Source organism: Mycobacterium persicum (assembly GCF_002086915.1).
GTDB classification, from domain to species: domain Bacteria; phylum Actinomycetota; class Actinomycetes; order Mycobacteriales; family Mycobacteriaceae; genus Mycobacterium; species Mycobacterium persicum.
In genome coordinates, this window is record NZ_MWQA01000001.1 from 1,454,099 (window position 1) to 1,476,572 (window position 22,474).

Below are 22,474 nucleotides of genomic sequence, written 5' to 3' on the forward strand. Positions count from 1 at the left end.
CTTTCGCCAAATTTATGCCAAGCAATTCGCGCGATTAATGCAATTCGCCATTCTTTAATTACGTGAAGAAGCCCAGCGCCGGAGCCCTGGGGGGCAAACGCCGCCGAAGTGTTCCAGACGCCAGACCCGTACACGCCGCGACCCGGCGATTGCGCGTCTCCCCTTGGCCGTTTGCTCAAAAACCCATAACCGTAGAGCTCATCATTTCGGGGTGGTGCCGGGCGCAGGGCCGTCCGCTGCCCGACCGCCTTGGGTCCAAGTGTGCCAGGCCGCCGGGGAAGGGGTTGCAGCGATGTGACGATCTCCCTTGCAGTCCGCATGGTCGCGGTGAGTTTGACGCCCGGACACCACCAGCCCGTTGGGGGCCGGTCGCGTGGGTCCGCCGTGTCAGAGTTGCCCCACGCGACCGGCGGCTCATCCCCCGATCCAGCCGTCTGGAACCTGGCGCCACCCTGTCGGCGGTTCACCGTCGAGGGGGTCCCAGCGTTGGATGACGCGGTGCTCATCGACGCACGTCACGTGGGCTGGCAGCTCGGGCGCAGCGCGCAGCGGGTCGGTGGCGGCACGCAGCCCGGCGCCGAGCTTGAGTAGCGCGTTCCATCTGCCGGTGCCGTATTCGCGTTGAGCCTCGCCGGGCACGACGAACGCGGTGACCAACTTGCGCAGGTGCGCCCGGCGCGGATCGACGCACAAGGTGAACTGCAGACGGTCGGTAGCCCACTTGGCCGCGTTCCGTTCAGCCCCACACAACCGGGCAGCGGCAACAAGGGCGATAGCCGCGTGGTCCAGCTCGGTTTCGTCGCTGCCGCTGAACGCCCTCACCGCGGCGTCGAACGCCTTGGCCGCGGCCGTGTATGCCTTTTCCGCCGGCCACAAGCGGGTCAGCTCGTGGCACACCCGGACGGCCAACTGCTGCCGTAACTCGGCGTCGGCGGCCCCGGTAGCGGCCAGCTCGGCCAGCGCCGCGGCCCGCAGACCAGGCAGGTCTCCGGCCCCGGATGTGATGTGCTGCAGCAGCTGATCGACATGTGGCGTGCTCGTGTCGATGAAGGCGGCCCAGCGCTGGCGGACAGCTAGCCATTGCGCGGGCGGGGTGAATACCGCCTCCACGGCCGCGGCGTCGGCCAGGTGGGCGGGCAGCGGATCGCGGAGTCGGCCCTCCAAGTCGTGGTGCCCGATCCAGCCGGGGATTTTGCTCATTCGCGTTGCCCTTCCAAGTGTTCCGTGACGGCGCTCTCTGGGATGAGCCACCGGCCACCTTCGCGCCTGCCGTCGAGCTGGCTTGCCCGACGTCGGGCGTATCTCTCGGTCCATCCCGTTCGATCTGCGACTTCTCGTGTGCTAAGCCAAGTCTCATTGACAGACTGCGCAGCGGCGTCCGACTGCGGACCCGCGGACATGGCCTGAGCCAGAGCGACTTCCAGCGCCGACCACTCCGGGGGCACGGGCAGGTGCTCGCGGCGGCGCCGGCCGATGATGTGCCGAACCGCCAACAGCATGTGCCGGATGTCATCGCCGTGTAGCACGACGACGCCACCGACCACTACCGGGCCGCGCCGGTCGCCGGCCACGGGATTCACTCGTGCTCCCGCAGGCGGACGTACCGCAGGAAATTTTCGCGATTCCACTCGCGGCCCGACCGTTCAACCTTCGCTTTGACCCTTTCAAGCCAGCGGTTGTGCGCTTCCATGACTTCGGTGTCCAACCGCTGCAGGGCCAGGAGATGGACGGCGGTCTCGTGAGCAATAGTCAATACCTGTGGATCGAATTTTCAGGCAGCCTCCTTCTCGGTCCCGTCGACGGTCTGCTCGTCGGGGCGCTCGACGAGTTTGCCGTTCTCGAACTTGGCGCCGGCGCGGACGAGGGCGACCAGGTGTGGGGCGTTCACCGCGCGCCAGCGTGATTGGGCGGCCTCGATCAGCTTGTAGGCCATGGCAATTCCCGCCGCCCGCGAACCTGGCCCTTTGGTGATCTTGCTCCGATTGCGCACGGTCGAGAAAGTAGATTCGATCGGGTTCGTAGTGCGCAAATGCACCCAATGCTCGGCCGGGAAGTCATAGAAGGCCAGCAGTTGGTCAAGGTCGTTGGTGATCTTGGCGACCGCCTTGGCGTACTTCGCGCCGTAGGCCGCCTCGAATGCCTTGACCGCGTCCAGCGCGTGGCGTTTGTCCTCGGCGTTCCAGATCTCGGCGAGGGCTTTCTTCGCGCCGGGGTGCGCTGATTTCGGAAGTGCGGCAAGAACATTCGCGATCTTGTGAAACCAGCATCGCTGTTCTTTGGTCTCCGGGAACACCTCGCGCAGCGCGCCCCAGAACCCCAGTGCGCCGTCCCCGATTGCCAGTACCGGCGCGCGCATGCCGCGCCGCTTGGCATCGCGCAGCAGATCGGCCCACGACTCACTGGCCTCGCGGTAGCCGTCATCAAGGGCGATCAGTTCCTTGCGCCCGTCGGCGCGCACCCCCATCAGCACCAGCAGGCACAGCTTGGTCTCCTCCAGGCGCACATTGACGTGGATGCCATCAGCCCAGACGTACACATAATCCACACCCGAGAGGTCCCGTGCCGAGAACGCCTTCTGCTCGGCTTGCCAGGTCTCGGTCAGCTTGGTGATCGTCGCCGCCGACAGGCCCTTGGCCGAGCCGAGGAACTGCCTCAGCGCCGGCCCGAAATCCTGCGACGACAGACCGTGCAGGTACAGCAGTGGCAGCACCTGCTCTACCTGCGGGGTCTTGCGCACCCACGGCGGCAAGATCGCCGAGGAAAACCGCACCCGCTCACCGGTTTCGGGGGTCAACCCGCTTGTCGTTGACCCGCGGGGCGTGCACCTCGATCGCGCCCGCGGCCGTGGTCACCTCACGCGGCTCGTGATAGCCATTGCGCACCACCAGCCGATGTCCGTTCTCGTCGCACTCATCAGCGAACTGGGCGCAATAGGCGGCCACCTCCGCCCGCAACGCCGCGGCCAGCATCTGCTGGGCACCCTCGCGCACGATCTCATCGATCACCGACGAAACCGGGCCCGCCAACACGACCGGCGCAGCCGAACCATCACGATTGCCGGCCTCAGGGACTACATTGAGCATGGGTCGTACCTTCCCGAACCAGCGCGCCAACGCCGGTCCTTGATCAGACAACTGGACTTCAGATCATCCTCGGGAAGGTGCGCCCAATCTCGCCGCCTCGCCGAGGCTCATCCACAGGTTCTGATCATTGCTCGCCCGCGGTCATGGCACCCGACAATGTTGCGGGCCAACATATTCGAGTCAGGTCCGCACTCGCCGACCGCAGCGTGCGCGCCGAAAACGGGCGATCCCAAACACCCTATGGTCGTCTGGAATCGAATCACCGACACACCGAGCGATTGCGGCGGCAACTGCCGACCCGGATCCGGCACAGCGGTAGACAAACTCTCGTTCCACCGCCGGTAGGCGGTGCATGCTTAATCGGTGACCGCAACGAGCCTGCTCAGCCGACGCAGCGTCATCCGGGATTACCTGCAGGGCGCGGTCTGGGTGCTCCCGACCCTCGGCATTGTGTTCGGCCTCGCGGCTGGAGCTACTTTGTCGCTGATACCGGTGAAATCCGGCTCGCTGATCGACAAGCTGATGTTTCAGGGCACCGCCGGCGACGCTCGCGGGGTGCTGATCGTGGTGTCGGCCACGATGATCACCACCATCGGCATCGTCTTCTCGCTGACGGTCCTGTCCCTGCAGATCGCCTCCAGCCAATTCTCGGTCCGGTTACTGCGGACCTTCCTGCGCGATGTGTCCAACCAGGTGGTGCTGGCGATCTTCGCGTGCACCTTCGCCTACAGCACCGGCGGGCTGCACACCGTCGGAGAGCATGCCAGCGGGGGCGCGTTTGTCCCAAAGGTTGCGGTCACCGGTTCCCTCGCGCTGGCATTCGTCAGCTTCGCCGCACTGATCTATTTCCTGCACCACCTCATGCACTCGATCCAGATCGACACGATCATGGAGAAGGTGCGGCTGCGCACCCTCGGGCTGATCGACGAGATGTATCCGGATCCGGATACGCCGGATCGGCAACCGGAAACGCCACCCAAGCCGCCGGCCGGGGCGGTGCCGCTGTTAGCCCCGCAGTCGGGCTACCTACAAACCGTCGACATCGACGAGATCGCCGAATCAGCGGCAGCCAGCGGGCACACCGTGGAACTGGTTGCCTTTGTGGGCGATTACGTCACCGCCGGGGGCTTGCTCGGCTGGTGCTGGCGCCGGAGCGCCAAGCCGGGTCCACCGGCATCGGACTTCACGCAACACTGTTTGCGTTTTGTGCACATCGGGTTCGAGCGCACGCTGCAGCAGGACGTCCGGTTCGGGCTGCGGCAGCTGGTCGATATCGCGCTGCGGGCGCTATCGCCCGCGGTCAACGACCCCTATACGGCAATACAAGTCGTGCACCATCTTTCGGCCGTCGAATCGGTACTGGCATCACGCGCGCTTCCCCATGACGTACGCCGCGACGGCAGCGGGGAGCTCCTTGTCTGGCTGCCGTACCCCGGCTTTGCCGCCTACCTGCACGTCGGATGTGCACAAATACGCCGCTACGGTTCACGGGAACCGCTGGTGTTGGCTGCGCTGCTGCAGTTGCTGAGTGCCGTCGCCCAAAACTGTGTCGACCCGTCGCGGCGCGCGGCGGTGCAGACCCAGATCGCCCTGGTGGTCCGTGCCGCCCGTCGCGACCTCGCGGAGGAATCGGACCAGGCCATGGTTGTCAGTGCCGCCGCACGGGCGAGCGAGGTTGCCGAGAAACCCGGGACCTTGGCGCCGCCGTCATCGGTGTTCGGCCAGGTAGCTGCGGCACAGGCGGCGGCATCGACAATCAGGGCCGCCGACAAAGGTGGGTCGGTTTAACAGTGGTTTAACAGACCCTCGATTACGCCGGGCTGGCCGATACCGGTGTCCACCGATCCCATGAATCGCCGAAGTTGAGGGTGACCAGTGACGCCGGATTGACGTTGACGATTTCGCGGAAGTGGTCTTGCCAACCCCACCAGACACTGATGTAGAAGACATGGTCAAACCAGCTCAGCTGGTAATCGGATGGGATGGACTCGCCCTTGTTCTCCGGCGAAAACACCGCCACGGCCAGCATTCCCAGGATCGCGAACTTGGTCAGCTGGATTTTGCCGTCATTGGCAGTACGCAGTACCGCACCGGCGTTGACGTACGGGGTTACTTCGAAGCCAACCGGGCCTTCGTCGATGTGACCGTGCAACCACCGGTGAATCCCGAACAGAACGTCGGCAATGTCGGGGCGCTTGTCCGGCAGATCGGATCGCACCGCCACCGGAAAGCGTGTTTCCTCCAGGTTGACACCCGGGGTCGCCATCACACCGAAGATATCCACCGAATCCCGGATGACTCTGCGGAAACGCGTGCCGACTCCCAACCCCGGATAGCGTTTTCGGGCGGTGCCGTCGACGGCGTTGCATGCATGCAGCATGGCCACATCCCACAGTTTTCGGTCCCACTGTTGCAGCGACTGCGCAACGGACTCGCCCACGGTCATGTCGATCAGGCTATCGGCCAGTACCCCTGTCGTGGCGCAACCGCCCCGTTCTACTGAGGCCGAGCAGGAAACGCCGCCACCGGCATTTCGACACTGCCACGGCACGGGCCGCTGGCAATGTCGGTATGCCAGCTACCGCGCAGCGACCCGTCTTCCTGAGGTGCGTAGAAAGCCCACGATCGCGCGGGTGCCCACACTTTGGCGACCCCCTCTCCCAGGTAGCAGTCCCATTGAAAGTCGAAGTGCTCCACCCACCTGGTTCCATCCCAGGCGTAATGAGAAGGCTGGGGCAACGTCGGGTTCTTCGGCGTGGGTCCGTTGCTGGCAGTGGCAACGCATTGGGCAGCCGAACACGTCGTCGTGATGACGTAGTCCGCGCTGAAGGTGGGTTCGGCCTGGCCGGCAGCCATGCTGGTGCCGGACTTGTCGGCGGCGTAACGCACCAGCGAGTATTTCCCGTTCCACGATGGCGTCGCCGCGTGCACCACAACCGCGGGGTTGCCGACCACCGCGATCACGGCGGCAGCGAGCATCCCAGCGACACGGGCTTCCCGCCTGGAAATCGGAAGCATTGGTAGATCGTGCGGGTTCGACGACGCAATCAGATCTCAGCGCGGACACGATCGGGCTCGGCGGCAGAAGCAACGAAACTGTGAGCAATACAGGACAATCCGTGTCATCGGCCGAGCACGAGGAACAGCCCGTAGGCGGCGATCGACTGCGAGTCGACGATCACTCCCGAGCGGATCATCTCCTCGACATCGCCACGCGGAAACCAGGCGCTGCACATGTCCTGCTCCTCGTGCTCAGGATCGGATTCGCCCTCGGTGATGTCGGTGGCCAGATACACCCACCCACGTTGGCTCGTCATTCCCGGAGCGGTGTCGAGCCGGCCGAGCAACTCGAGCGACGCCGCGCACAATCCGGTCTCCTCGCGCAGCTCACGCGCGGCCAGCTCGGCGGGCTCCAGATCGGCCAAATCGGGCGCGGTGCCCTGCGGGAACTCCCAGCGTCGGGCGCCGACGGGATACCGGAATTGCTCGACCAACCGGAATCGTCGCCCGTCATACGGCATCACGAGCGCGTAGGTCGGCTTGTCGACCACGCCGTATATCCCGGGGCTGCCATCGGGGCGACGGATGTCGTCTTCGCGGAGCACCATCCAGCGATTGCGATAGATCTCGCGGGACGCTACGGGTTCGATGTAGGGCACCCGGCCAGTATTGCCGCAGCCGCGGTGAGCGCTCCTCGGGCCGACATGCTTCCCTAAGAGGTGACCCGTAATTGTCTGTGGGTTTTGAGGTTCCGGAGTCCGGTGATGATTTGGAGGCTGTGTTGATGGCGTCGCGGCGGCGGCATTGCCGAAGGATTTGCCAATCTTTGATTCTGGCGATGACGTGCTCGACGCGGGCGGGGATTCGCCGGTGGGCTCGGTAGTGGTCGTCGTGGACGATGCGGCCGTGGGGTCCGCGGCGCGGACCGGTGATGGTGGTGATGCCACGGTATCCGCCGTCACCGAGGACGACCCGGCCGTCGAGCAGTCCGGCACGGTGTGGCGAGCCACGATGACGTCGTTGCGGTTATCGGGCCAGCATCGGCCGGCGCCGAGCACGCGGCGCCGGTGCGCGCAGATGATGATCTGGGTGTTGATGCTTCGGCGGTAGTTCTTGCTGACGGCGGTGATCGACTGATCGCGCACCGGGATCAGGGTGCTGTCGATGATCCACGGGTGGTTGTTGTTGTCGGGTGCGGGCCGCAGTGTGCTGGCCAGTACCGGCACCAGATGATGGATGATCCGGTCCACCGAGGATTGGCTGGTGGCGAACAGCGCGGCCAGCGCACGGGTGGTCAGGTTGGTGCGCAAATGGATGAATACCGGCAGCAGCCGGACGGGCAGTGGGAGCCGCCAGGGGCGGCCAGGAGCCGGGGGGATCTGTCGGGTGATCTGTGTGAGCGTGCCGGGCGTATTGGGCCGCTCATCGTGAGCGCGCGGCTGATCCAAAGGCGCTGCGTGAGCGGCTGGGGTTGACACGCAAAGGCATCGAGGCCGCGGCGAAAGCCCATATTGAGGCCAGCGGGTGGTTGCGCGATCACCTCACCAAAGCGGTTGGTTTGCATGTGGCCGGCGAGGTGTGGGAGACGATCGACCGGCATCTGTTCGCAGATTCCTCGGGGCGCCGGCGCGGGCCGCCGCGGGTCGGTTCGTGGTGGGATTTCACCCGCATTCCCGGCCGGGCGCGCTCACATACCAAGGCCACACCCACATGGGAAACCTACCGGCTGGCCGGCACGCTGGACGGGCACCTGAGGGCCTATCGGCACCCGCAGCTGCCGGAGTCGATCCACGTGCTGGAGGCGGCCGGCCAACCGGCCGGTACCTCCATACTGACCCAGCCGGCCCGGATGCCGGCTCCGGTGCGGCCTGCCAGCCGCTCGTGGGCCGATCACAACGGGGCGCTGGCGGTGGTGTTCACCGGCCTGCCCGGCGAAGACATGGTGCTGCCGGTGCGGCTCCCCCAAGGCGCGGGCCAGTGGGCGCACCTGACCCATTTCCTGGCTGACCCGCCAATGTGGCACAAGATCGACCTGGTGCGGGTGGGTGACCGTAAAGCCCCCGGCGGGTGGCGCTACTACGCGCACCTACTGGTTCACCAGGGCGGATACGAATCCGATGCGACTCGGGTGCGACGTGCCGAGATCCCGATGAATCGTCGCGCCGGGGTGGATGCGAACGTGTCGAACCTGGCGCTGGCCTCGTTCCCCGACGGGCATCCCGAGCGGCTGGCTACCGACCAGATCGGCTGCACCGCACAACAACAGGAAACCGCCGCCCGCGCGGCCAAACGGGCGCGGGCACGTCAGCGAGCCCTGGACCGGTCGCGGCGCAACACCAATGCCGACCAGTACAGTCCCTCAGCGCGGCAGCAGAAGCGGGCGGATCGCCGCGCCGAGGCTGGGCTGCCCACCCGGCAGGTCAGCAATCCGGGCGGTCCGCGCCACGCTCGCGCCGACGGGGTGCCGCTACGCGCCTACCGCCACGACAAACTCTCACAGCGCTATCACCGCACCCGGTGTGATCACGCCGCCGACACGCGCTCGGCCAGTCAAGCCAAGCAGGGTCGCGCCGCCCAGATCGCCGCCAGAATCGTCGCCGCCCACGGCAACACCATCACCGTTGAAGACTGCCGCATATGCACCTGGGCGCGGTTGTGGGGCAAGCGGATCGGCTTGTTCAGCCCCGGCATGCTTGTCACCGCCCTGTCCGCTGAATGCGCAGCCAGCGGCGGCCGGTTGTACCGGGCCGGCACGCGGCCCACCGCGATGAGCCAGCATTGCCTATGCGGAACGCGGGTCCCCAAGACCCTCGACCAACGCACCCACCATTGCGGGCAGTGCGGACTGCGTGGTGACCGCGACATCGTCTCGGCCGCCTTGGCCGCCTGCGTCGAATTGACCAATCCCGACGATCCACGCACCGCGCGCGTCGATTACCGACTTGCCCACGCCCTGCGCGATGGGCTGGCCTCCCAGCCAGAGTGGGAGGGTTCAGTCAACCGGCACCAGCCACCACCATCACCCGATGAAGGACTGGCCAGAACCGGCAGCCACCACCCGGTGGTCTCTGCTGAACAAGCAGCACCCGGCACACCCCCGAACAGACCAGGCACGCCTGGACGTCGCGGGAACAGCCGAAAACAACCAGCACCCAAGCTGATTGGCGCTGCATGACCCATTACGGTCAACTCTTAGGCGACGTGTCCGATGACGCCGCTGCGGGCCACTCAGCAGAACACGCAGCCGACTGGCCCGTGCATGAGAGCGACGGCAGCGTCTACCACTACACAGACATCAAGGACCTCAAGGGAATTCTCGACTCGGGACACATCTGGGGCACTCATGTCGCGTACCTGAACGACTCCCAGGAGTTCTCCTACGGCGTGGAAGCCATCTGCGCGATGATTGCGCGGTACGGGGAGCACGTTAAAGCCTCCGGACAAGCGGAATTGCGATCGTCCGCGATTCTGAGCGTCTGCAACAATGTGCTGCGCGCCCAAGAGCTCATCGAAGACGATTTCGGGCCGTTTGTCGCCTGCTTTTCCATGTCCGGAGACGACCTGTCCCAGTGGCGCGGTTACGCTAACGGCGGCTTCGCGATTCAATTCGACAGTCAGATACTGAAGGAAAGCGTCAAGCAAACGACGCTTCCCACCCAATTACCGATCGCAGAATCCGCACCGGTTCCCGAGTTGCACCCGGTGGAATATCTGCCCGAGCGACAGTCCGCGCGAGTGGCCCGGCTGATCGACGACCATATCGACGAGCTGGTCCACGCCGTGGGCGACGATACGGTGTCCGGCATTCATCCGGCGCAGCAGCGCCTGGTCCGGCGGATAATTCCGTTGGCAGCGTCGATGAAACACAAGAAGTTCCTCGGCGAAGCAGAACAACGGCTGATATCCCACACGTCCGAAACGTTCTATTCCACGTCCTGAATCGGGCTGATACCGCGGGTCAGGTTCGAATTCGACCGAAGCGCAGTCACCGGAGTGCTGGTGGGCCCCAGCGAACACTGCGACGCCAAAACGCTGTCGCTGTATCGTTACCTGCGGCGTAGGTACCCCAACGCCGACGTCGTCCGGTCCAGCGTGCGGTATCGCGACATCTGAAAAGCCGCCGTCAGGCTGCGGTTTCGGCGGCTTTCTTGATGCGCCGCAGTGTTTCCTGAATGCCGCGGTCCATTTGCCGACCCCGCGGAATAGCGGCTTCGGCCAACCTGTTGACGACCGAACACCAGAGAAACTCGAAAGATTCGGTGAGCAGTGTTCCCGACGGTGTCGGCTCGATGATGTAGCGCCAGCGGGTTTCTTCACGGCCGGCAGCATCGTTGACGGTGGTGAAGCTGAATTCGCGGCCCCGCTCGGCCGTGCCCACCACCGCGGTCCGTTCCCAGCGCATCAGACCCATTCGGTTGTACCCGCGGAACCGCGCACCCGGGGCCGCGGTGGAAACCCCGTCGAGCCACTCGCACCGATAGCACTCCGGGCTCCAGTCCCCCATCCGGGTGACGTCGGCAATGAGGTCGTACACCAGATCGGGAGGTGCGGAAATGTCGATACTTTGCTGACCGCGCCGGGCTGTGGGCATGGCCCCGAGTATCCCACCCGACTGCGCGCCGAGTTACGACACATGTTCGGCCGGCAAACCGTTACGGTGCCAGATAGCCGTAGACAGCGACAGCAGCCAGCGGAGGGGTTGAAATGGCAGACGACCCGGCGCCACGGCGGTATCGGTGAGAACGCGCCGGCACATCATCGTCAGCGGTGACGACGCGCTGGCGAACACGATTGTCGAGGAGCTGAACAGCGCCGGCGTCCACATTGTCAAGCTTGCCGCCGACGAGCTCAAAGATGCCGAGCTTTCGCAGGCGATCGCCGTCATCTGCGCCGGCGACGACGACGCGCGAAATCTCGAAATCGCGCTGCTGGCAAGGAAAGCCGACCCGCACGTGCGGGTGGTCGCGAGGCTGGCCAACGACGTCCTGCGCGAAGCGATGACTGCCGCCAACGAGCCCGGCGCGATCCTCGACGTCGCTGACCTGGCGGCGCCTTCGGTCGTCGAGGCCTGTCTGGCGCGCACCGCTCACCCGTTCGAGGTGGCCGGCATGAAGTTCGTCGTCTGGCGCGCCGAGGCACCGCGGGAGGCGACGCTACGGGAAATCTACGGCGACCTTGCGCCGGTGGCCGTGGTGCGCGGCAAGAACTCATCCAGCCCCGGCGAGCTGGTGGCCTGTCCGGGCCGCGATCTGCGCGTCCAAGCCGGCGACCAGACCGCGATGATCGGCACCGCGGACGAGTTGGCCGTCCGCGGCATCAAGGTCCCCCGCCCCACAGCGACGGGTTTCCGCCTGCTGTGGCTGCGCCAGCTGTCTGACGCGGTGCGCGCGTTTCGAAACGACGTGAACCCGATGTTCTATCGGGCTTTAGCCGCGATGGCGGTCCTGCTCGTCGGATCGACGATTTTGTTGCGCTTTGCCTACCTGCGCCCACCGGGGATGACGTGGCTGGATGCGCTGTACTTCAGCACCGAGACGATCGCGACCGTGGGCTACGGCGACTTCAGCTTCGCCCACCAGCCGACCTGGCTGCGGGTGTTCAGCATCTCGCTGATGTTCGCCGGCGTGACCCTTACCGCGATTCTGGTCGCTTTCCTTGCCGACCTGCTGTTGTCGCGCCGCTTCACACGTTCGGCCGGGCGGATGCGGGTACGCCACCTGCGTAACCACATGATCGTCGTCGGGCTCGGCTCGTTCGGCATCCGGGTGGTCAGGGACTTGACCGCCGCCGGCTACGACGTCGCGGTCATCGAGCTCGACGAGAACAGCCGATATTTGCCATCAGCGGCCGAGCTGGACGTGCCGGTCATCTTCGGTGACGCGACGTTGCCGCAGACACTGGAATCGGCCTGTGTCGCCCACGCCCGCGCGGTTGCGGTGCTCACCCAGGACGACATGGTCAACGTCGAAGCCGGGATCGTGCTGCGGGAAATGCTGGGCGGCCTCAAGGCCAAGGGACGCGACGTTCCGCTGGTGCTGCGGGTATACGACCGCACGCTGGGCAGCGCGGTGGCCCAGCGGTTCGGCTTCGAAAGTGTGCGCTCGACCGTGGAATTGGCGGCGCCGTGGTTCATCGGCGCCGCGATGGGCCTGCAGGTGCTGGGCACCTTTTCGGTGGGCCAAAGCTCCTTCATGGTGGGCGGAATGCAGGTGGGCGCCGGCAGCGAACTCGACGGGCTGCCGATGTACGAGTTGTCGACCGATACCCGGGTCATCGCGATTACCCGGGCCGACGAGCCGGTCACGCTGCATCCCCGCCGCGAAGCGCGGCTGCGGGCCGGCGACACCGTCTACCTCGTCGGCCCCTACCGCGAGCTGCTGGCGACGCTGCGTAAAGGCCAACCGGTCCAGCAACGGGCGGTCGGCGGCCTGCCCGAAGCGGCGACCGGCTGATCTACAGCGCGGCGACCACGTCGGCCGCGCGACGAAGCTGTTCCAGGTCGGCACTGGTCGGGATCAGCTGAACTTCGTCGGTGCCGATCTCGCCGAACTTTCGCAGCACCGCCAGCAGTTGTTCTTCGCTACCGGCCCAGCCGGTCATCGGCGCCATGGCATCGACGTATTCGGCCGGGATCCAGTTCATGTAGCGCCGCAGGTGACGATGCACCTGCGCGCGTGCTTGATCCGGCGATCCGAAGGCGAACCAGAATGACGTCCCCAGGTGTGGTGTGGGCTTGCCTAGTTCGGCCCAGGCGGTGCGAGCAACGTCGTAGAGCTGGTTCTGCCTGCCGATATCGAGGTCGAGGGTTGTTCCCGCGAGCCCGTTGGCCCACGCGGCGGCGCTGCGGAGGGTCTTTGGCCCAATCGTCCCCACAAGCAGCGGCGGACCGCCGGCCTGCACCGGCGTAGGGCCGATCGGCCGCTGCGACTCGGTGATCTTCTCCCCGGCCCAGACCCGCTGCATGACGGCCACGCGTTCGGCCATACCGCGCATCGTCTGCGTCGAGGAGTCGGCGCCGACGGCGTGGTAGTCCTCCTCCCGGCCGCCTATCCCGATTCCCACCGTCAACCGCCCACCGCTCAGCACGTCGCCGGTAGCCAGGCCTTTCGCCAGCATCACCGGGTGGTGCAATTGGGGCACGATCACTGTCGTCACCAACCGGACCCGCTCGGTCCAGGCGGCCAGCGCACCCAGCAGCGTCAGGCTGTCGGGGTTGTCGAACGCGATCCGCTCGCCCCAGCACAGCGACGAGAACGGTCCGTCGTCTATTGCGCGCGCCCACTTCTTGAGCACTGCTGCGTCGAGGTCGGGCTCCATCACGGGCATTGTCATGGCTATCTGCACGAACGCGATTCTGGCACCATGAGCTAGATGGGATTCGCCAGCACGTCGATTGCGCATGTCAGGCTCACGGTCACCGATATCGAGCGATCGCGACGGTTCTACGAGAGCGTGTTCGGCTGGCCGGTGCTGATCGAAGTTCCCGACAATGCCGACGATGCAACGCGCCGGCAGTTGGGCTTTCTGTTCGGCGGGGTCATCTACGACCTCGGCGGCGCGCTGTTAGGACTGCGACCGGTAGCCGACGACCGCTTCGACGAGGATCGCACCGGCCTGGACCACATCGCGTTCCGAGTCGCCAGCAGAGCCGAATTAGACGTTGCTGCTACACATCTCGACGATCTCGGTATCCGGCACGAGCCGATCAAAGACATCGGGCCGCTATACATTCTCGAGTTCCGCGACCCCGACAACATTGCATTGGAACTCACCGCGCCCAAGTAGCGGCGCGACGCGGCGCCGCAAAGTAGGGAGGCCGGCACATGGGCATCAGCTTCAACCACACGATTGTCGCGTCGCACGACAAGCGCGAGTCCGCGGAGTTCCTCACCGACCTGTTCGGATTGCCCAAGCCGGTTGCGTTCGGTCACTTCATGGTTGTCGCACTCGAACACGGCGCCTCCCTCGATTACGCCGACGTCCCGGCAGACGAGGAAATCCGTCGTCAGCACTACGCCTTCCTGGTCTCCGAGCAGGAATTCGACGCCATCTACGGCAGGATCCGATCCCGCGGATTGGCGCACTGGGCCGACCCCGGGGCCACCAGGCCCGGCGAGGTCAATCACCGCGACGGTGGGCGTGGGGTGTATTTCCGCGACCCTGCCGGACACTTTCTGGAGATCCTCACCCGGCCGTACGGTTCGGGCGGCTAGCCGCTAGTCGCCGCTGTGGATAGACCCGTGCCGTTTGCTCTCCTGCTCGCGGTAGTCGTCGGCAAGTTGTGCGACATGCTTGGGTAGCGTGCCGGCGGCGACGTCGGCCAGGGTGGTTTCTTCCAGCACCGACCGCATACTGGCCCGCAGCGCCCGCCACACATCGGTCAGCGCCGCGGTCGGTCCCGAGTAGGGCAGGTCGCCGAGCCCGATGTCACGCACGCTCGCCAGCGGTCCGTCGATGCACCGCAGCACGTCGGCAATGCTGATCTCGGTGCCCGGACGCGCCAACTCATAACCGCCCTCGCGACCACGGTGGCTGCGCACCAGTCGGTCGGTTCGCAGGTTGGTCAGGATGTCGACGAGAAATTGCGGGGGTATGCCCTGAGCCTGGGCCAAGTCGTCGGTCTTGACCAGGATGCCGGTGGGAGCCGTGGCGAGTTGGACCATCGCCCGCACCGCGTACTCAGCCTTGGCCGACATCCGCATGCTTCAGGATTGTGCCACCCGCCTAAGCGACGATGCGCAACGCGAAGCGTTGCGAGGAGGAGCGTGGCAATCCAGCACCGCCTAAGCGACGATGCGCAACGCGAAGCGTTGCGAGGAGGAGCGTGGCAATCCAGCACCGCCTAAGCGACGATGCGCAACGCGAAGCGTTGCGAGGAGGAGCGTGGCAATCCAGCACCGCCTAAGCGACGATGCGCAACGCGAAGCGTTGCGAGGAGGAGCGTGGCAATCCAGCACCGCCTAAGCGACGATGCGCAACGCGATGCGTTGCGGTGTGGGAGCAGCGCTCAGCCGCGGGACTCCAGCAGGTCGATAAGCATCTGCGCCTGCTCGTCAACGCTGACGTCCGGGGTGAGCCGCAGGTCGGGGTTCTTCGGCCGCTGATACGGACTGTCGATCCCGGTGAAGTGCGTGATCTCCCCCGCGCGCGCTTTGGCGTAGAGGCCCTTGGGATCGCGCCGCTCACAGTCTTCGAGCGGCGTGTCGCAGAACACCTCGACAAAGTCAAACCCGGCGTCGTCGTGCACTTTCCGGGCCAACGCGCGGTGCTCAGCCAATGGGCTGATCGCCGGAACCAGTACGACGTGGCCGCAGTCGGCGAGCAATAGGGCCACATGCGCCAGCCGCCGCAGGTTTTCGGCGCGATCGGCCATACTGAATCCCAGGTCCGAGTTCAACCCGTGCCGCAGGTTGTCGCCGTCGAGAACGTAAGTGGGAACACCGTTTTCGAGCAGCTTCTGCTCCGCCCTGGTGGCCACCGACGACTTGCCCGCGCCGGACAACCCGGTGAACCAGACGGTGCGTCCCCGCGGCCGGTCGTCGACTGTCACCAGCGACTTGTGCCGCACGGTGTTGGGGCTGGGCGTGTGGGCCGCGACCTCGCGCAGTACCATGCCCGCCGCGACGGTTCCGTTGGTGTCTGCATCGATGAGGATGAACGATCCGGTGGCGGCGTTGCGGGTGTATTCGTCGAGCAGTAGCGGCATCTGGGTGCGCAGCGAGATCCGGCCAAGCTCGTTGAGCTTCAAGGCGGTTGCCGTCTTGTCGCGGTGCAGGGTGTTGACGTCGAGCCGGTAGTCGAGCCCGGTTACGCGGGCACGAGTGGTTCGGGTGGTGTGCTTGATGATGTACTCCCGGCCCGGCTCCAGCACCGCCGCATCCGCCATCCAGCACACCGTCGCATCGAAACTCTGGGCGATCCTGGGCTGGTTATGGGTGCGAGCGATCATGTCGCCGCGGGAGATGTCGATGTCGTCGGCAATGCTCACCGAAACCGCCATCGGCGGAAACGCTTCCGGCACTGGACCGTTGGGGCCTTCGATGGCGGTGATCCGGGTTGTCTTACCGATCGGCAACACGACCACCTCGTCACCGGGACGCATTACCCCACTGGCCACGGTGCCGGCATAGCTGCGGTGGTCTTGATGCCGAAGCGTATGCGGCCGGATGACGTACTGAACCGGGAATCGCACGTCGACTAGATTTCGGTCACCGGCGATGTAGACCTCTTCGAGATGGGTCAGCAGCGCCGGTCCCTCGTACCACGGTGTCTGGTCGGACTTGGTCACCACATTGTCGCCGTTCAGCGCGGAGATGGGGATCGTGGCCACGTCTTGCACATCCAGGCGGGCGGCGAAGGCGTGGAACTCGTCCCGAATCGCCTCGAATTTGTCTTTGTCCCAACCGATCAGGTCCATCTTGTTGACCGCGAGCACAATGTGCTGAATGCCCAGCAGCGAGGCTAGGAAGGCGTGCCGGCGGGACTGCTCCAGCAGGCCGTGACGCGCATCGACCAGCACGATCACCAGTTGGGCGGTCGACGCGCCGGTCACCATGTTGCGCGTGTACTGGATGTGGCCGGGAGTGTCGGCAATGATGAATTTTCGCTTCGGCGTGGCGAAGTAGCGGTAGGCGACATCGATGGTGATGCCCTGCTCACGCTCTGCCCTCAGACCGTCGGTGACCAGAGCCAGGTCGGTGTAGTCGTGGCCGCGTTCCCGCGACGTCTGTTCCACTGACGCCCACTGGTCTTCCATGACCGCCTTGGAGTCGTAGAGCAGCCGCCCGATCAACGTCGACTTGCCGTCGTCGACGGATCCGGCGGTCGCGATGCGCAACAGCGTGGTGGATGTAGTCATCAGAAGTACCCCTGCCGTTTGCGGTCTTCCATCCCAGCCTCCGAGATCCGGTCGTCAGCCCTGGTCGCCCCGCGTTCGGTCAGCCGGGACACCGCAGTCTCGGCGATGACTTCGGCAACCGTTGCGGCATCTGACTCCACACACCCGGTGCAAGTGACGTCACCGACGGTGCGGAACCGCACCGTGGCCTCGAATACCGGCTCGTCCGCACGCGGCTGCAAGTAGCGATGCGCTGCCAGCAGCATTCCGTCGCGCTCAAATACCTTGCGCCGGTGGGCAAAGTAGATCGACGGCAAGGTGATGTTCTCCTCGCCGATGTAGGACCAGATGTCGAATTCGGTCCAGTTCGACAACGGGAAGACCCGGATGTGCTCACCCTTGTGATGCCGTCCGTTGTAGAGGTTCCACAACTCGGGGCGCTGGGCTTTGGGGTCCCACTGGCCGAATTCGTCGCGGAAACTGAACACCCGCTCCTTGGCACGCGCCTTCTCCTCGTCGCGCCGGGCTCCCCCGAACGCGGCGTCGAACTTGTTCTCCCGGATGGCACGCAGCAGCGTCACGGTCTGTAGCGGATTACGCGAAGGCGGGGTTTCGACCACCCGCCCGGCGTCGATGTCGTCCTGCACCGACGCCACCACCAATCGCACGCCGGACTCGCCGACCAGCTCGTCGCGGGTTGCGATCACCTCGTCGAAGTTGTGGCCGGTGTCGACGTGCATCACCGGGAACGGCGGCCGTCCCGGCCGAAACGCCTTGAGCGCCAGGTGCAGCATGACGATGGAGTCCTTACCGCCCGAGAACAGCAGCACCGGCCGTTCGAACTCAGCGGCCACTTCGCGAATGATGTGGATCGCCTCGGCTTCGAGTAAGCGCAGATGGCTCAACTCGTACTGCCCCGCCGCGGGGCCGGCCTTCACGCCGCTGGTCATGGCTTGCCTGTCATTAGTCGCGCCTCATACCTGATAAAGTTGGTTGGATTGACCAGGTTTACGGTCATTGCCACCTATGGAACCAGTCTTCCCTGGCGCTGTCAACGGAACTCTTGGTGCGCGGGCTGCCACCTGGGCAATCAGCGAGGTATCGGGGCCTCGCCGAGTGTCGAGGAAACGCCCCCAGACGGCGACCATCCCACGGCAGCCGCCGAGGCCGGTGAACCGGGGTGTTACAGCATGACCTCGGCGAGCTTGCCGGTGGCGACGTCGAAGACGAAGCCGCGCAGCGAGACATGCTTGGTGACGAACGGGCTGTTTTCGATACGGCGCAGCGACTGCCGGACGTCTTCTGCCACATCCGGGAAGGCCTCGGGCGCCCACGGCGGTTTGACGCCGATCTCATCCTGAATGGCGCGCTTGAAATCGTCATCAGCGAAAGTGAGCATCCCGCAATCGGTGTGGTGAATCAGGAGGATCTCCTGGGTCCCGAGCAGCCGCTGGCTGATGGCCAGCGAGCGGATGACGTCGTCGGTGACGACGCCGCCGGCGTTGCGGATGACGTGGGCGTCCCCCTCGTTGATGCCGAGCACCCGGTAGACGTCGAGCCGGGCATCCATGCAGGCAACGATCGCAATGTGTTTGCTGGGTGGCAGCGGTAGCGGACCCTTGAAAGTGCTCGCGTACTGGGCGTTGTGCGCCAAATATTCGTCGGTAACGGTCACGCCGTCTCCTTAAGAATCGAAACACACGGAGTTGCTGGACAGACTCGATGCCGCGGAGGAGTTTAACAATGGGCGGCTGGAGTTTCACCAGTGAAAATCAGTCGTAGCGGAATGCTTCCGGATGAACCGAATCGGGTCGGCGTCCTGATCGCCACGTGCGACCCCGGGCAGGACCCAGCGCGTTAGCTTGATGCGCCGGGCGAGCCGTCCGTACCGTCGCGGCCGAAGAGTGAGCCGCCGACACCCGCGCTACCGGCGACACCGCCGACGCCGGGCTTCGCTCCGGGCGTACTGCCGGCGTCGCCGCCGTCACCGCCGTCACCGCCGTCACCGCCGCCGTACTGAAGGAAGGTGGGGTTTCCGCCGAAGCCGTAGGGAATCCCGCCGGATCCTGCGTTGCCGCCGCTGCCGCCGGCGCCACCGTCACCATTGCGCCCGATGAAGGGTTGGCCAAAGAAATCGACCCCAACGCGGCCACTTCCGCCGCGACCGCCGGGACCACCGTCGCCGCCGAAACCACCGGGGCCGATAAGCCGGGTGCTACCGCCGGCACCGCCGTTTCCACCCGCACCGCCATTACCGCCGTCGATAGCGCCAAAGATAAGGTCTTCGCTACCCCGACCGCCGGCGCCACCGTTGCCACCGGCCCCACCGCCACCGACCAGCCCGCCGGAGCCGCCGTGGCCGCCATCACCGCCACGGCCGCCGGGGTTCACTGCCGTCTGAAAAAGTGCGCCGCGGCCTCCGGGGGCTCCGTCGCCGCCTCCTCCACCGTCGCCGCCGTTGCCGAAGAGGAAGGCAGGGCCACCGTCCCCGCCGCGCCCGCCGCTGAGCCCCGGATCGTTGTGGGCGGCTCCGAACGCGGTGATTCCTCCCGACCCTCCGTCGCCACCGTTGCCCATAACGAACCCGGCGTTACCACCGCGACCGCCATCGGCGAGCATGCCGCCCGACCCGCCCGCGCCACCGTTACCGAACCCCCAGGCATGACCTCCGTCGCCGCCGGCCCCGCCCCGCGTGGGCACTAATGGGAACTGCCCGCCGACGGACCCGCCGCCATCTCCACCGCGGCCACCGCTGCCGATGAACCCGGCGTCGCCACCACGGCCGCCGGCCTGGCCGGGTCCGCCCGACCCGCCGGCGCCGCCGTCACCGAACCCCCAGGCCCTACCCCCGTCACCGCCGGCCCCCCCAGGCAAGACCGTGGGCGACGTCGGAGTACGAATGGACGCGCCGCCGGCCCCGCCACGTCCGCCGCCGCCGATGAGCCCGGCGTCACCACCGCGACCGCCGGCCTGGCCGGGAGCGCCCGATGCGCCGTCGCCTCCGTTGCCGAGCAACCAGCCGCCGTGGCCACCATTCTGGCCGGGTGCGATCCCGTCGGCGCCGTCGCCGATCAACGGGCGACCGGTCAGTGCCTTCGTCGGCGCGTTCACCGCATCCAAAAGCTGTTGCTCGGCCGCGGCCATCGCACTGGCCGCGTCCGTGCTCGCGTAAGCGTTCACGCTGGCCTGCAGGTTGCGCACGAACTGGTCATGGAAGGCCGCCATCTGGTTGCTGATCGCCTGATATTCCTGGCCGAGCGACCCGAACAGTGCGGCAAGGGCCGTAGACACCTCATCGGTGCCCGCAGCCGCGATGGTCGTAGTCGGGAACGCAGCGAACACGTTGGCCTGGCTGATCGTCGAGCCAATGCGCGCCAACTCCGTTGCCGCGGCGTCGACAACCTCAGGTACCGCAATCACGAATGACATCTGCGTCCTCCAAGCGCCCTCGTAAGCAATCTCCGCAAAGTGTGTCGAGGCGCCCTGAGACGAACGTTTGGAACTCATGAAATCCGCTGGTCACGCCTGATCGGGGTGTTCTCGGGCAGCGTGCGGAGCAGCGGTTCGCGGAGCGAACCATCGTGGAGAGCCTGAGACTCAGGCGGCAAGAGCCTTGGCCGTAACGTCGGCAGCAAGGAGATCGGGCTAACTCAAGGAGCCGCCACCGCCGCTGCCGAACCGCCGGCCCCGCCTGGTAACCCACCGACCAGGTCGATCCCGGGTCCGTCGCGCCTAGCTGCGCCGCGATGAAAAACTGGTCACACGCCGTGACGCCGGTGACGGATCTTCGGCTTGATGTTGCCCATGTTTAGCCGGGGCTGGTGACCCGCTTTAGGTCGAGGCGCCGGAGCCGCCGGCCCCGCCGCCGCCGCCGCCGGTCGCGTACACCCCGCCGCCGCCGCCGTTGCCGACCAGCCCTCGACCGGGATCAACACCGGCCTCACCCGACTGGCCTTCCAGCGTCGACGCCTGGGGCATCAGCGAATTCAATGCCTGCGCCGGCTGCCCGGAACTCAACGCGAACAGAGCCTGGTTCAGCGCATCGGGACCTGGCAGACCGGGCAAGCCGTTGAGGTCCCCGCCCGCCCCGCCGGGGCCCCCGACACCGCCGATACCCCCGATCGCGCCGACACCCCTGTCGAAGCCGGCATTGCCACCGGGACCACCGGAGCCGCCGTGGCCGCCGCGGTGCTGCAGCAGCTGTTGCAGCACATCGTTGTGAGGACCGGGACCCAGGAAGATCCCACCGGTGCCGCCACCTCCGCCGCCACCTCCGTTACCCCCGTTGCCGTCGGCCACACCCAGGGTCAGCGAACTGCCACCGCGCCCGCCCGGGCCACCTTCGCCACCAGGACCGCCGGACCCGATGAACCGAGTGGAACCGCCGTGCCCGCCGGGGCCACCCTCACCACCATGACCGCCGCCACCCTGGCTGGTGGAACCCATACCGCCGGCTCCGCCGGCACCACCGGGACCGCCACCGCCGATCCACCCGCCCATGCCGCCGTTACCGCCGGACCCGCCGGGACCACCGGCAAATACGTCGGTGCCGTTGAAATCGGCGATGCCCTGGCTACCCGCGCCGCCGGGTCCCCCGGCGCCGCCGAATCCATACAGATAGGCATCGCCGCCATTGCCGCCGCGGCCGCCAGGCATCCCGAAACCTACCCCCAGGTCCTCCGGCAGCGGCGCGTTGCCCCCGGGCCCACCCGGCCCGCCGTTGCCGGCAAACCAACCTGCGTCCCCACCGCGACCCCCGCTTGCCAGCGTTCCGCCCGCGCCGCCGGCCCCGCCATTGCCGAAGCCCCAAGCGTCACCTCCGCGGCCACCGAAGCCGCCCTGCAATCCGTCAATCGCCCGGAAATCGGCGCCCCTGCCGCCCTTTCCGCCGCTGCCGATAAACCCGGCGTCGCCGCCTTCCCCACCGGCCTGACCGGGCGCCGTGCCGTCGGCGCCGTCGCCGCCGTTCCCGATGAGCCACCCGCCGTCGCCACCGTCCTGTCCCGGGGCTATGCCGTCGGCGCCGTCGCCGATCAGCGGACGGCCGGTCAACAGCCTGGAGGGACCGTTGACCACCTCGAGCAGCTGTTGCTCTGCCGCGGCCACCGCAGCGGCCGCATCGGTGCTCGCATAGGCGCCCACACTGACCTGCAGGGTGCGCACGAACTGCTCATGAAACGTCGCCAGCTGTGCACTGACCGCCTGATATGCCTGCGCGTGCGCGCCGAACAACGCCGCGATGGCCGCCGACACCTCATCGGCGCCCGCCGCAGCTATCGCCGTCGTCGGGAAAGCGGCGGCCGCGTTGGCATTGCTGATCGCCGAGCCGATCCCCGCCAGCTCCGTCGCCGCGGCGTCGACTAACTCAGGTACCGCGAATACGAACGACATTTGCGCCTCCACTACGTCCTCGCACGTGCCCAACCCGGCCCGAATCAGCACAAAGTCTGTGGGCCGGCACTTCGACGAACCTTCAGAAGTCGTGAAATGCGCCGGTCAGACGCGTGATGCGGGAACCGCCAGAAAAGGCTCGCTACTCTGTCCCAATGCGGCA

16 protein-coding genes and 5 pseudogenes are annotated in these 22,474 nt (G+C 66.3%); 6 read left to right on the forward strand and 15 right to left on the reverse strand.

Going from position 1 to position 22,474, the window contains the following annotated elements:
* Positions 1–414 precede the first annotated feature (414 nt).
* Both B4U45_RS06485 and B4U45_RS06490 read right to left on the reverse strand, forming a co-directional pair.
* Positions 415–1,200: a hypothetical protein gene (locus B4U45_RS06485; RefSeq protein WP_075549455.1), complete on the reverse strand. Its 786-nt coding sequence runs from the start codon at positions 1,198–1,200 to the stop codon at positions 415–417.
* A 571-nt stretch (positions 1,201–1,771) separates the two neighbouring features.
* Positions 1,772–3,083: pseudogene (locus B4U45_RS06490) on the reverse strand (IS256 family transposase).
* Between the two features lie 363 nt (positions 3,084–3,446).
* Here B4U45_RS06490 and B4U45_RS06495 point away from each other — a divergent pair.
* Positions 3,447–4,871, forward strand: a complete 1,425-nt coding sequence (locus tag B4U45_RS06495) for a DUF2254 domain-containing protein (protein ID WP_075549453.1) — start codon at positions 3,447–3,449, stop codon at positions 4,869–4,871.
* 22 nt (positions 4,872–4,893) lie between these two features.
* Here B4U45_RS06495 and B4U45_RS06500 read toward each other — a convergent pair whose 3' ends face one another.
* From B4U45_RS06500 to B4U45_RS28960, 4 genes and pseudogenes are all read right to left on the reverse strand, one after another.
* Positions 4,894–5,535, reverse strand: a complete 642-nt coding sequence (locus B4U45_RS06500; RefSeq protein ID WP_089025304.1) for a hypothetical protein — start codon at positions 5,533–5,535, stop codon at positions 4,894–4,896.
* A 44-nt stretch (positions 5,536–5,579) separates the two neighbouring features.
* Complete coding sequence (locus tag B4U45_RS06505; protein ID WP_075549451.1) at positions 5,580–6,062, reverse strand: Rv2253 family sensor-like surface protein; 483 nt, start codon at positions 6,060–6,062, stop codon at positions 5,580–5,582.
* Positions 6,063–6,205: 143 nt separating this feature from the next.
* A complete protein-coding gene (locus B4U45_RS28955; protein ID WP_176358352.1) occupies positions 6,206–6,691 on the reverse strand; it encodes an NUDIX domain-containing protein in 486 nt (161 codons plus the stop codon).
* A gap of 600 nt (positions 6,692–7,291) precedes the next feature.
* Positions 7,292–7,561: pseudogene (locus B4U45_RS28960) on the reverse strand (helix-turn-helix domain-containing protein); the annotation flags it as partial.
* On the opposite strand from B4U45_RS28960, the gene B4U45_RS06515 reads away from it, so the two are divergent.
* Both B4U45_RS06515 and B4U45_RS06520 read left to right on the forward strand, forming a co-directional pair.
* Complete coding sequence (locus tag B4U45_RS06515) at positions 7,555–9,258, forward strand: transposase (RefSeq protein WP_075549450.1); 1,704 nt, start codon at positions 7,555–7,557, stop codon at positions 9,256–9,258. The pseudogene B4U45_RS28960 and the gene B4U45_RS06515 sit on opposite strands and share 7 nt — an antisense overlap.
* 26 nt (positions 9,259–9,284) lie before the next feature.
* Positions 9,285–10,022: a DUF2971 domain-containing protein gene (locus B4U45_RS06520; protein ID WP_176216211.1), complete on the forward strand. Its 738-nt coding sequence runs from the start codon at positions 9,285–9,287 to the stop codon at positions 10,020–10,022.
* Positions 10,023–10,206: 184 nt separating this feature from the next.
* Here the strand turns inward: B4U45_RS06520 and B4U45_RS06525 are convergent, their stop codons facing one another.
* Positions 10,207–10,674, reverse strand: a complete 468-nt coding sequence (locus B4U45_RS06525; protein WP_075549448.1) for an SRPBCC family protein — start codon at positions 10,672–10,674, stop codon at positions 10,207–10,209.
* Positions 10,675–10,819: 145 nt separating this feature from the next.
* On the opposite strand from B4U45_RS06525, the gene B4U45_RS06530 reads away from it, so the two are divergent.
* Complete coding sequence (locus tag B4U45_RS06530; RefSeq protein WP_219859354.1) at positions 10,820–12,535, forward strand: NAD-binding protein; 1,716 nt, start codon at positions 10,820–10,822, stop codon at positions 12,533–12,535.
* A gap of 1 nt (position 12,536) precedes the next feature.
* Here B4U45_RS06530 and B4U45_RS06535 read toward each other — a convergent pair whose 3' ends face one another.
* Positions 12,537–13,415, reverse strand: a complete 879-nt coding sequence (locus B4U45_RS06535) for an LLM class flavin-dependent oxidoreductase (RefSeq protein ID WP_075549446.1) — start codon at positions 13,413–13,415, stop codon at positions 12,537–12,539.
* 39 nt (positions 13,416–13,454) lie between these two features.
* Between B4U45_RS06535 and B4U45_RS06540 the strand changes: the two genes are divergently transcribed.
* Positions 13,455–13,868: a VOC family protein gene (locus B4U45_RS06540; protein WP_075549445.1), complete on the forward strand. Its 414-nt coding sequence runs from the start codon at positions 13,455–13,457 to the stop codon at positions 13,866–13,868.
* A gap of 38 nt (positions 13,869–13,906) precedes the next feature.
* Complete coding sequence (locus tag B4U45_RS06545) at positions 13,907–14,296, forward strand: VOC family protein (protein WP_075549444.1); 390 nt, start codon at positions 13,907–13,909, stop codon at positions 14,294–14,296.
* A 3-nt stretch (positions 14,297–14,299) separates the two neighbouring features.
* Here the strand turns inward: B4U45_RS06545 and B4U45_RS06550 are convergent, their stop codons facing one another.
* The 7 genes and pseudogenes from B4U45_RS06550 to B4U45_RS29800 form a co-directional block, all read right to left on the reverse strand.
* Positions 14,300–14,785 (reverse strand): Rrf2 family transcriptional regulator, encoded by a 486-nt coding sequence (locus tag B4U45_RS06550; RefSeq protein WP_075549443.1) that lies wholly within the window; start codon positions 14,783–14,785, stop codon positions 14,300–14,302.
* A 305-nt stretch (positions 14,786–15,090) separates the two neighbouring features.
* Positions 15,091–16,941 (reverse strand): adenylyl-sulfate kinase, encoded by a 1,851-nt coding sequence (cysC, locus tag B4U45_RS06555; RefSeq protein ID WP_075549442.1) that lies wholly within the window; start codon positions 16,939–16,941, stop codon positions 15,091–15,093.
* A pseudogene (cysD, locus tag B4U45_RS06560) lies at positions 16,941–17,944 on the reverse strand (sulfate adenylyltransferase subunit CysD). The gene cysC and the pseudogene cysD overlap by 1 nt, the downstream one beginning before the upstream one ends.
* A 159-nt stretch (positions 17,945–18,103) precedes the next feature.
* The gene (locus tag B4U45_RS06565; protein ID WP_075549440.1) at positions 18,104–18,595 is read right to left on the reverse strand and encodes a beta-class carbonic anhydrase; all 492 of its coding nucleotides are present in this window, start codon (positions 18,593–18,595) and stop codon (positions 18,104–18,106) included.
* Between the two features lie 1,229 nt (positions 18,596–19,824).
* Positions 19,825–20,025: pseudogene (locus tag B4U45_RS30665) on the reverse strand (PGRS repeat-containing protein); the annotation flags it as partial.
* A gap of 105 nt (positions 20,026–20,130) precedes the next feature.
* Positions 20,131–20,427, reverse strand: a pseudogene (locus tag B4U45_RS30670) (PE family protein); the annotation flags it as partial.
* Between the two features lie 324 nt (positions 20,428–20,751).
* Complete coding sequence (locus B4U45_RS29800; RefSeq protein ID WP_116671285.1) at positions 20,752–22,311, reverse strand: PE family protein; 1,560 nt, start codon at positions 22,309–22,311, stop codon at positions 20,752–20,754.
* Positions 22,312–22,474: the final 163 nt, after the last annotated feature.

What these genes read in the sequence shown, in the direction of transcription:
- B4U45_RS06485 (WP_075549455.1), bottom strand. Translation starts at nt 1,200, where the DNA reads ATGAGCAAAATCCCCGGCTGGATCGGGCACCACGACTTGGAGGGCCGA.
- B4U45_RS06505 (WP_075549451.1), bottom strand. Translation starts at nt 6,062, where the DNA reads ATGCTCGCTGCCGCCGTGATCGCGGTGGTCGGCAACCCCGCGGTTGTG.
- B4U45_RS28955 (WP_176358352.1), bottom strand. Translation starts at nt 6,691, where the DNA reads ATGGTGCTCCGCGAAGACGACATCCGTCGCCCCGATGGCAGCCCCGGG.
- B4U45_RS06525 (WP_075549448.1), bottom strand. Translation starts at nt 10,674, where the DNA reads ATGCCCACAGCCCGGCGCGGTCAGCAAAGTATCGACATTTCCGCACCT.
- B4U45_RS06535 (WP_075549446.1), bottom strand. Translation starts at nt 13,415, where the DNA reads ATGACAATGCCCGTGATGGAGCCCGACCTCGACGCAGCAGTGCTCAAG.
- B4U45_RS06540 (WP_075549445.1), top strand. Translation starts at nt 13,455, where the DNA reads ATGGGATTCGCCAGCACGTCGATTGCGCATGTCAGGCTCACGGTCACC.
- B4U45_RS06545 (WP_075549444.1), top strand. Translation starts at nt 13,907, where the DNA reads ATGGGCATCAGCTTCAACCACACGATTGTCGCGTCGCACGACAAGCGC.
- B4U45_RS06550 (WP_075549443.1), bottom strand. Translation starts at nt 14,785, where the DNA reads ATGCGGATGTCGGCCAAGGCTGAGTACGCGGTGCGGGCGATGGTCCAA.
- cysC (WP_075549442.1), bottom strand. Translation starts at nt 16,941, where the DNA reads ATGACTACATCCACCACGCTGTTGCGCATCGCGACCGCCGGATCCGTC.
- B4U45_RS29800 (WP_116671285.1), bottom strand. Translation starts at nt 22,311, where the DNA reads ATGTCGTTCGTATTCGCGGTACCTGAGTTAGTCGACGCCGCGGCGACG.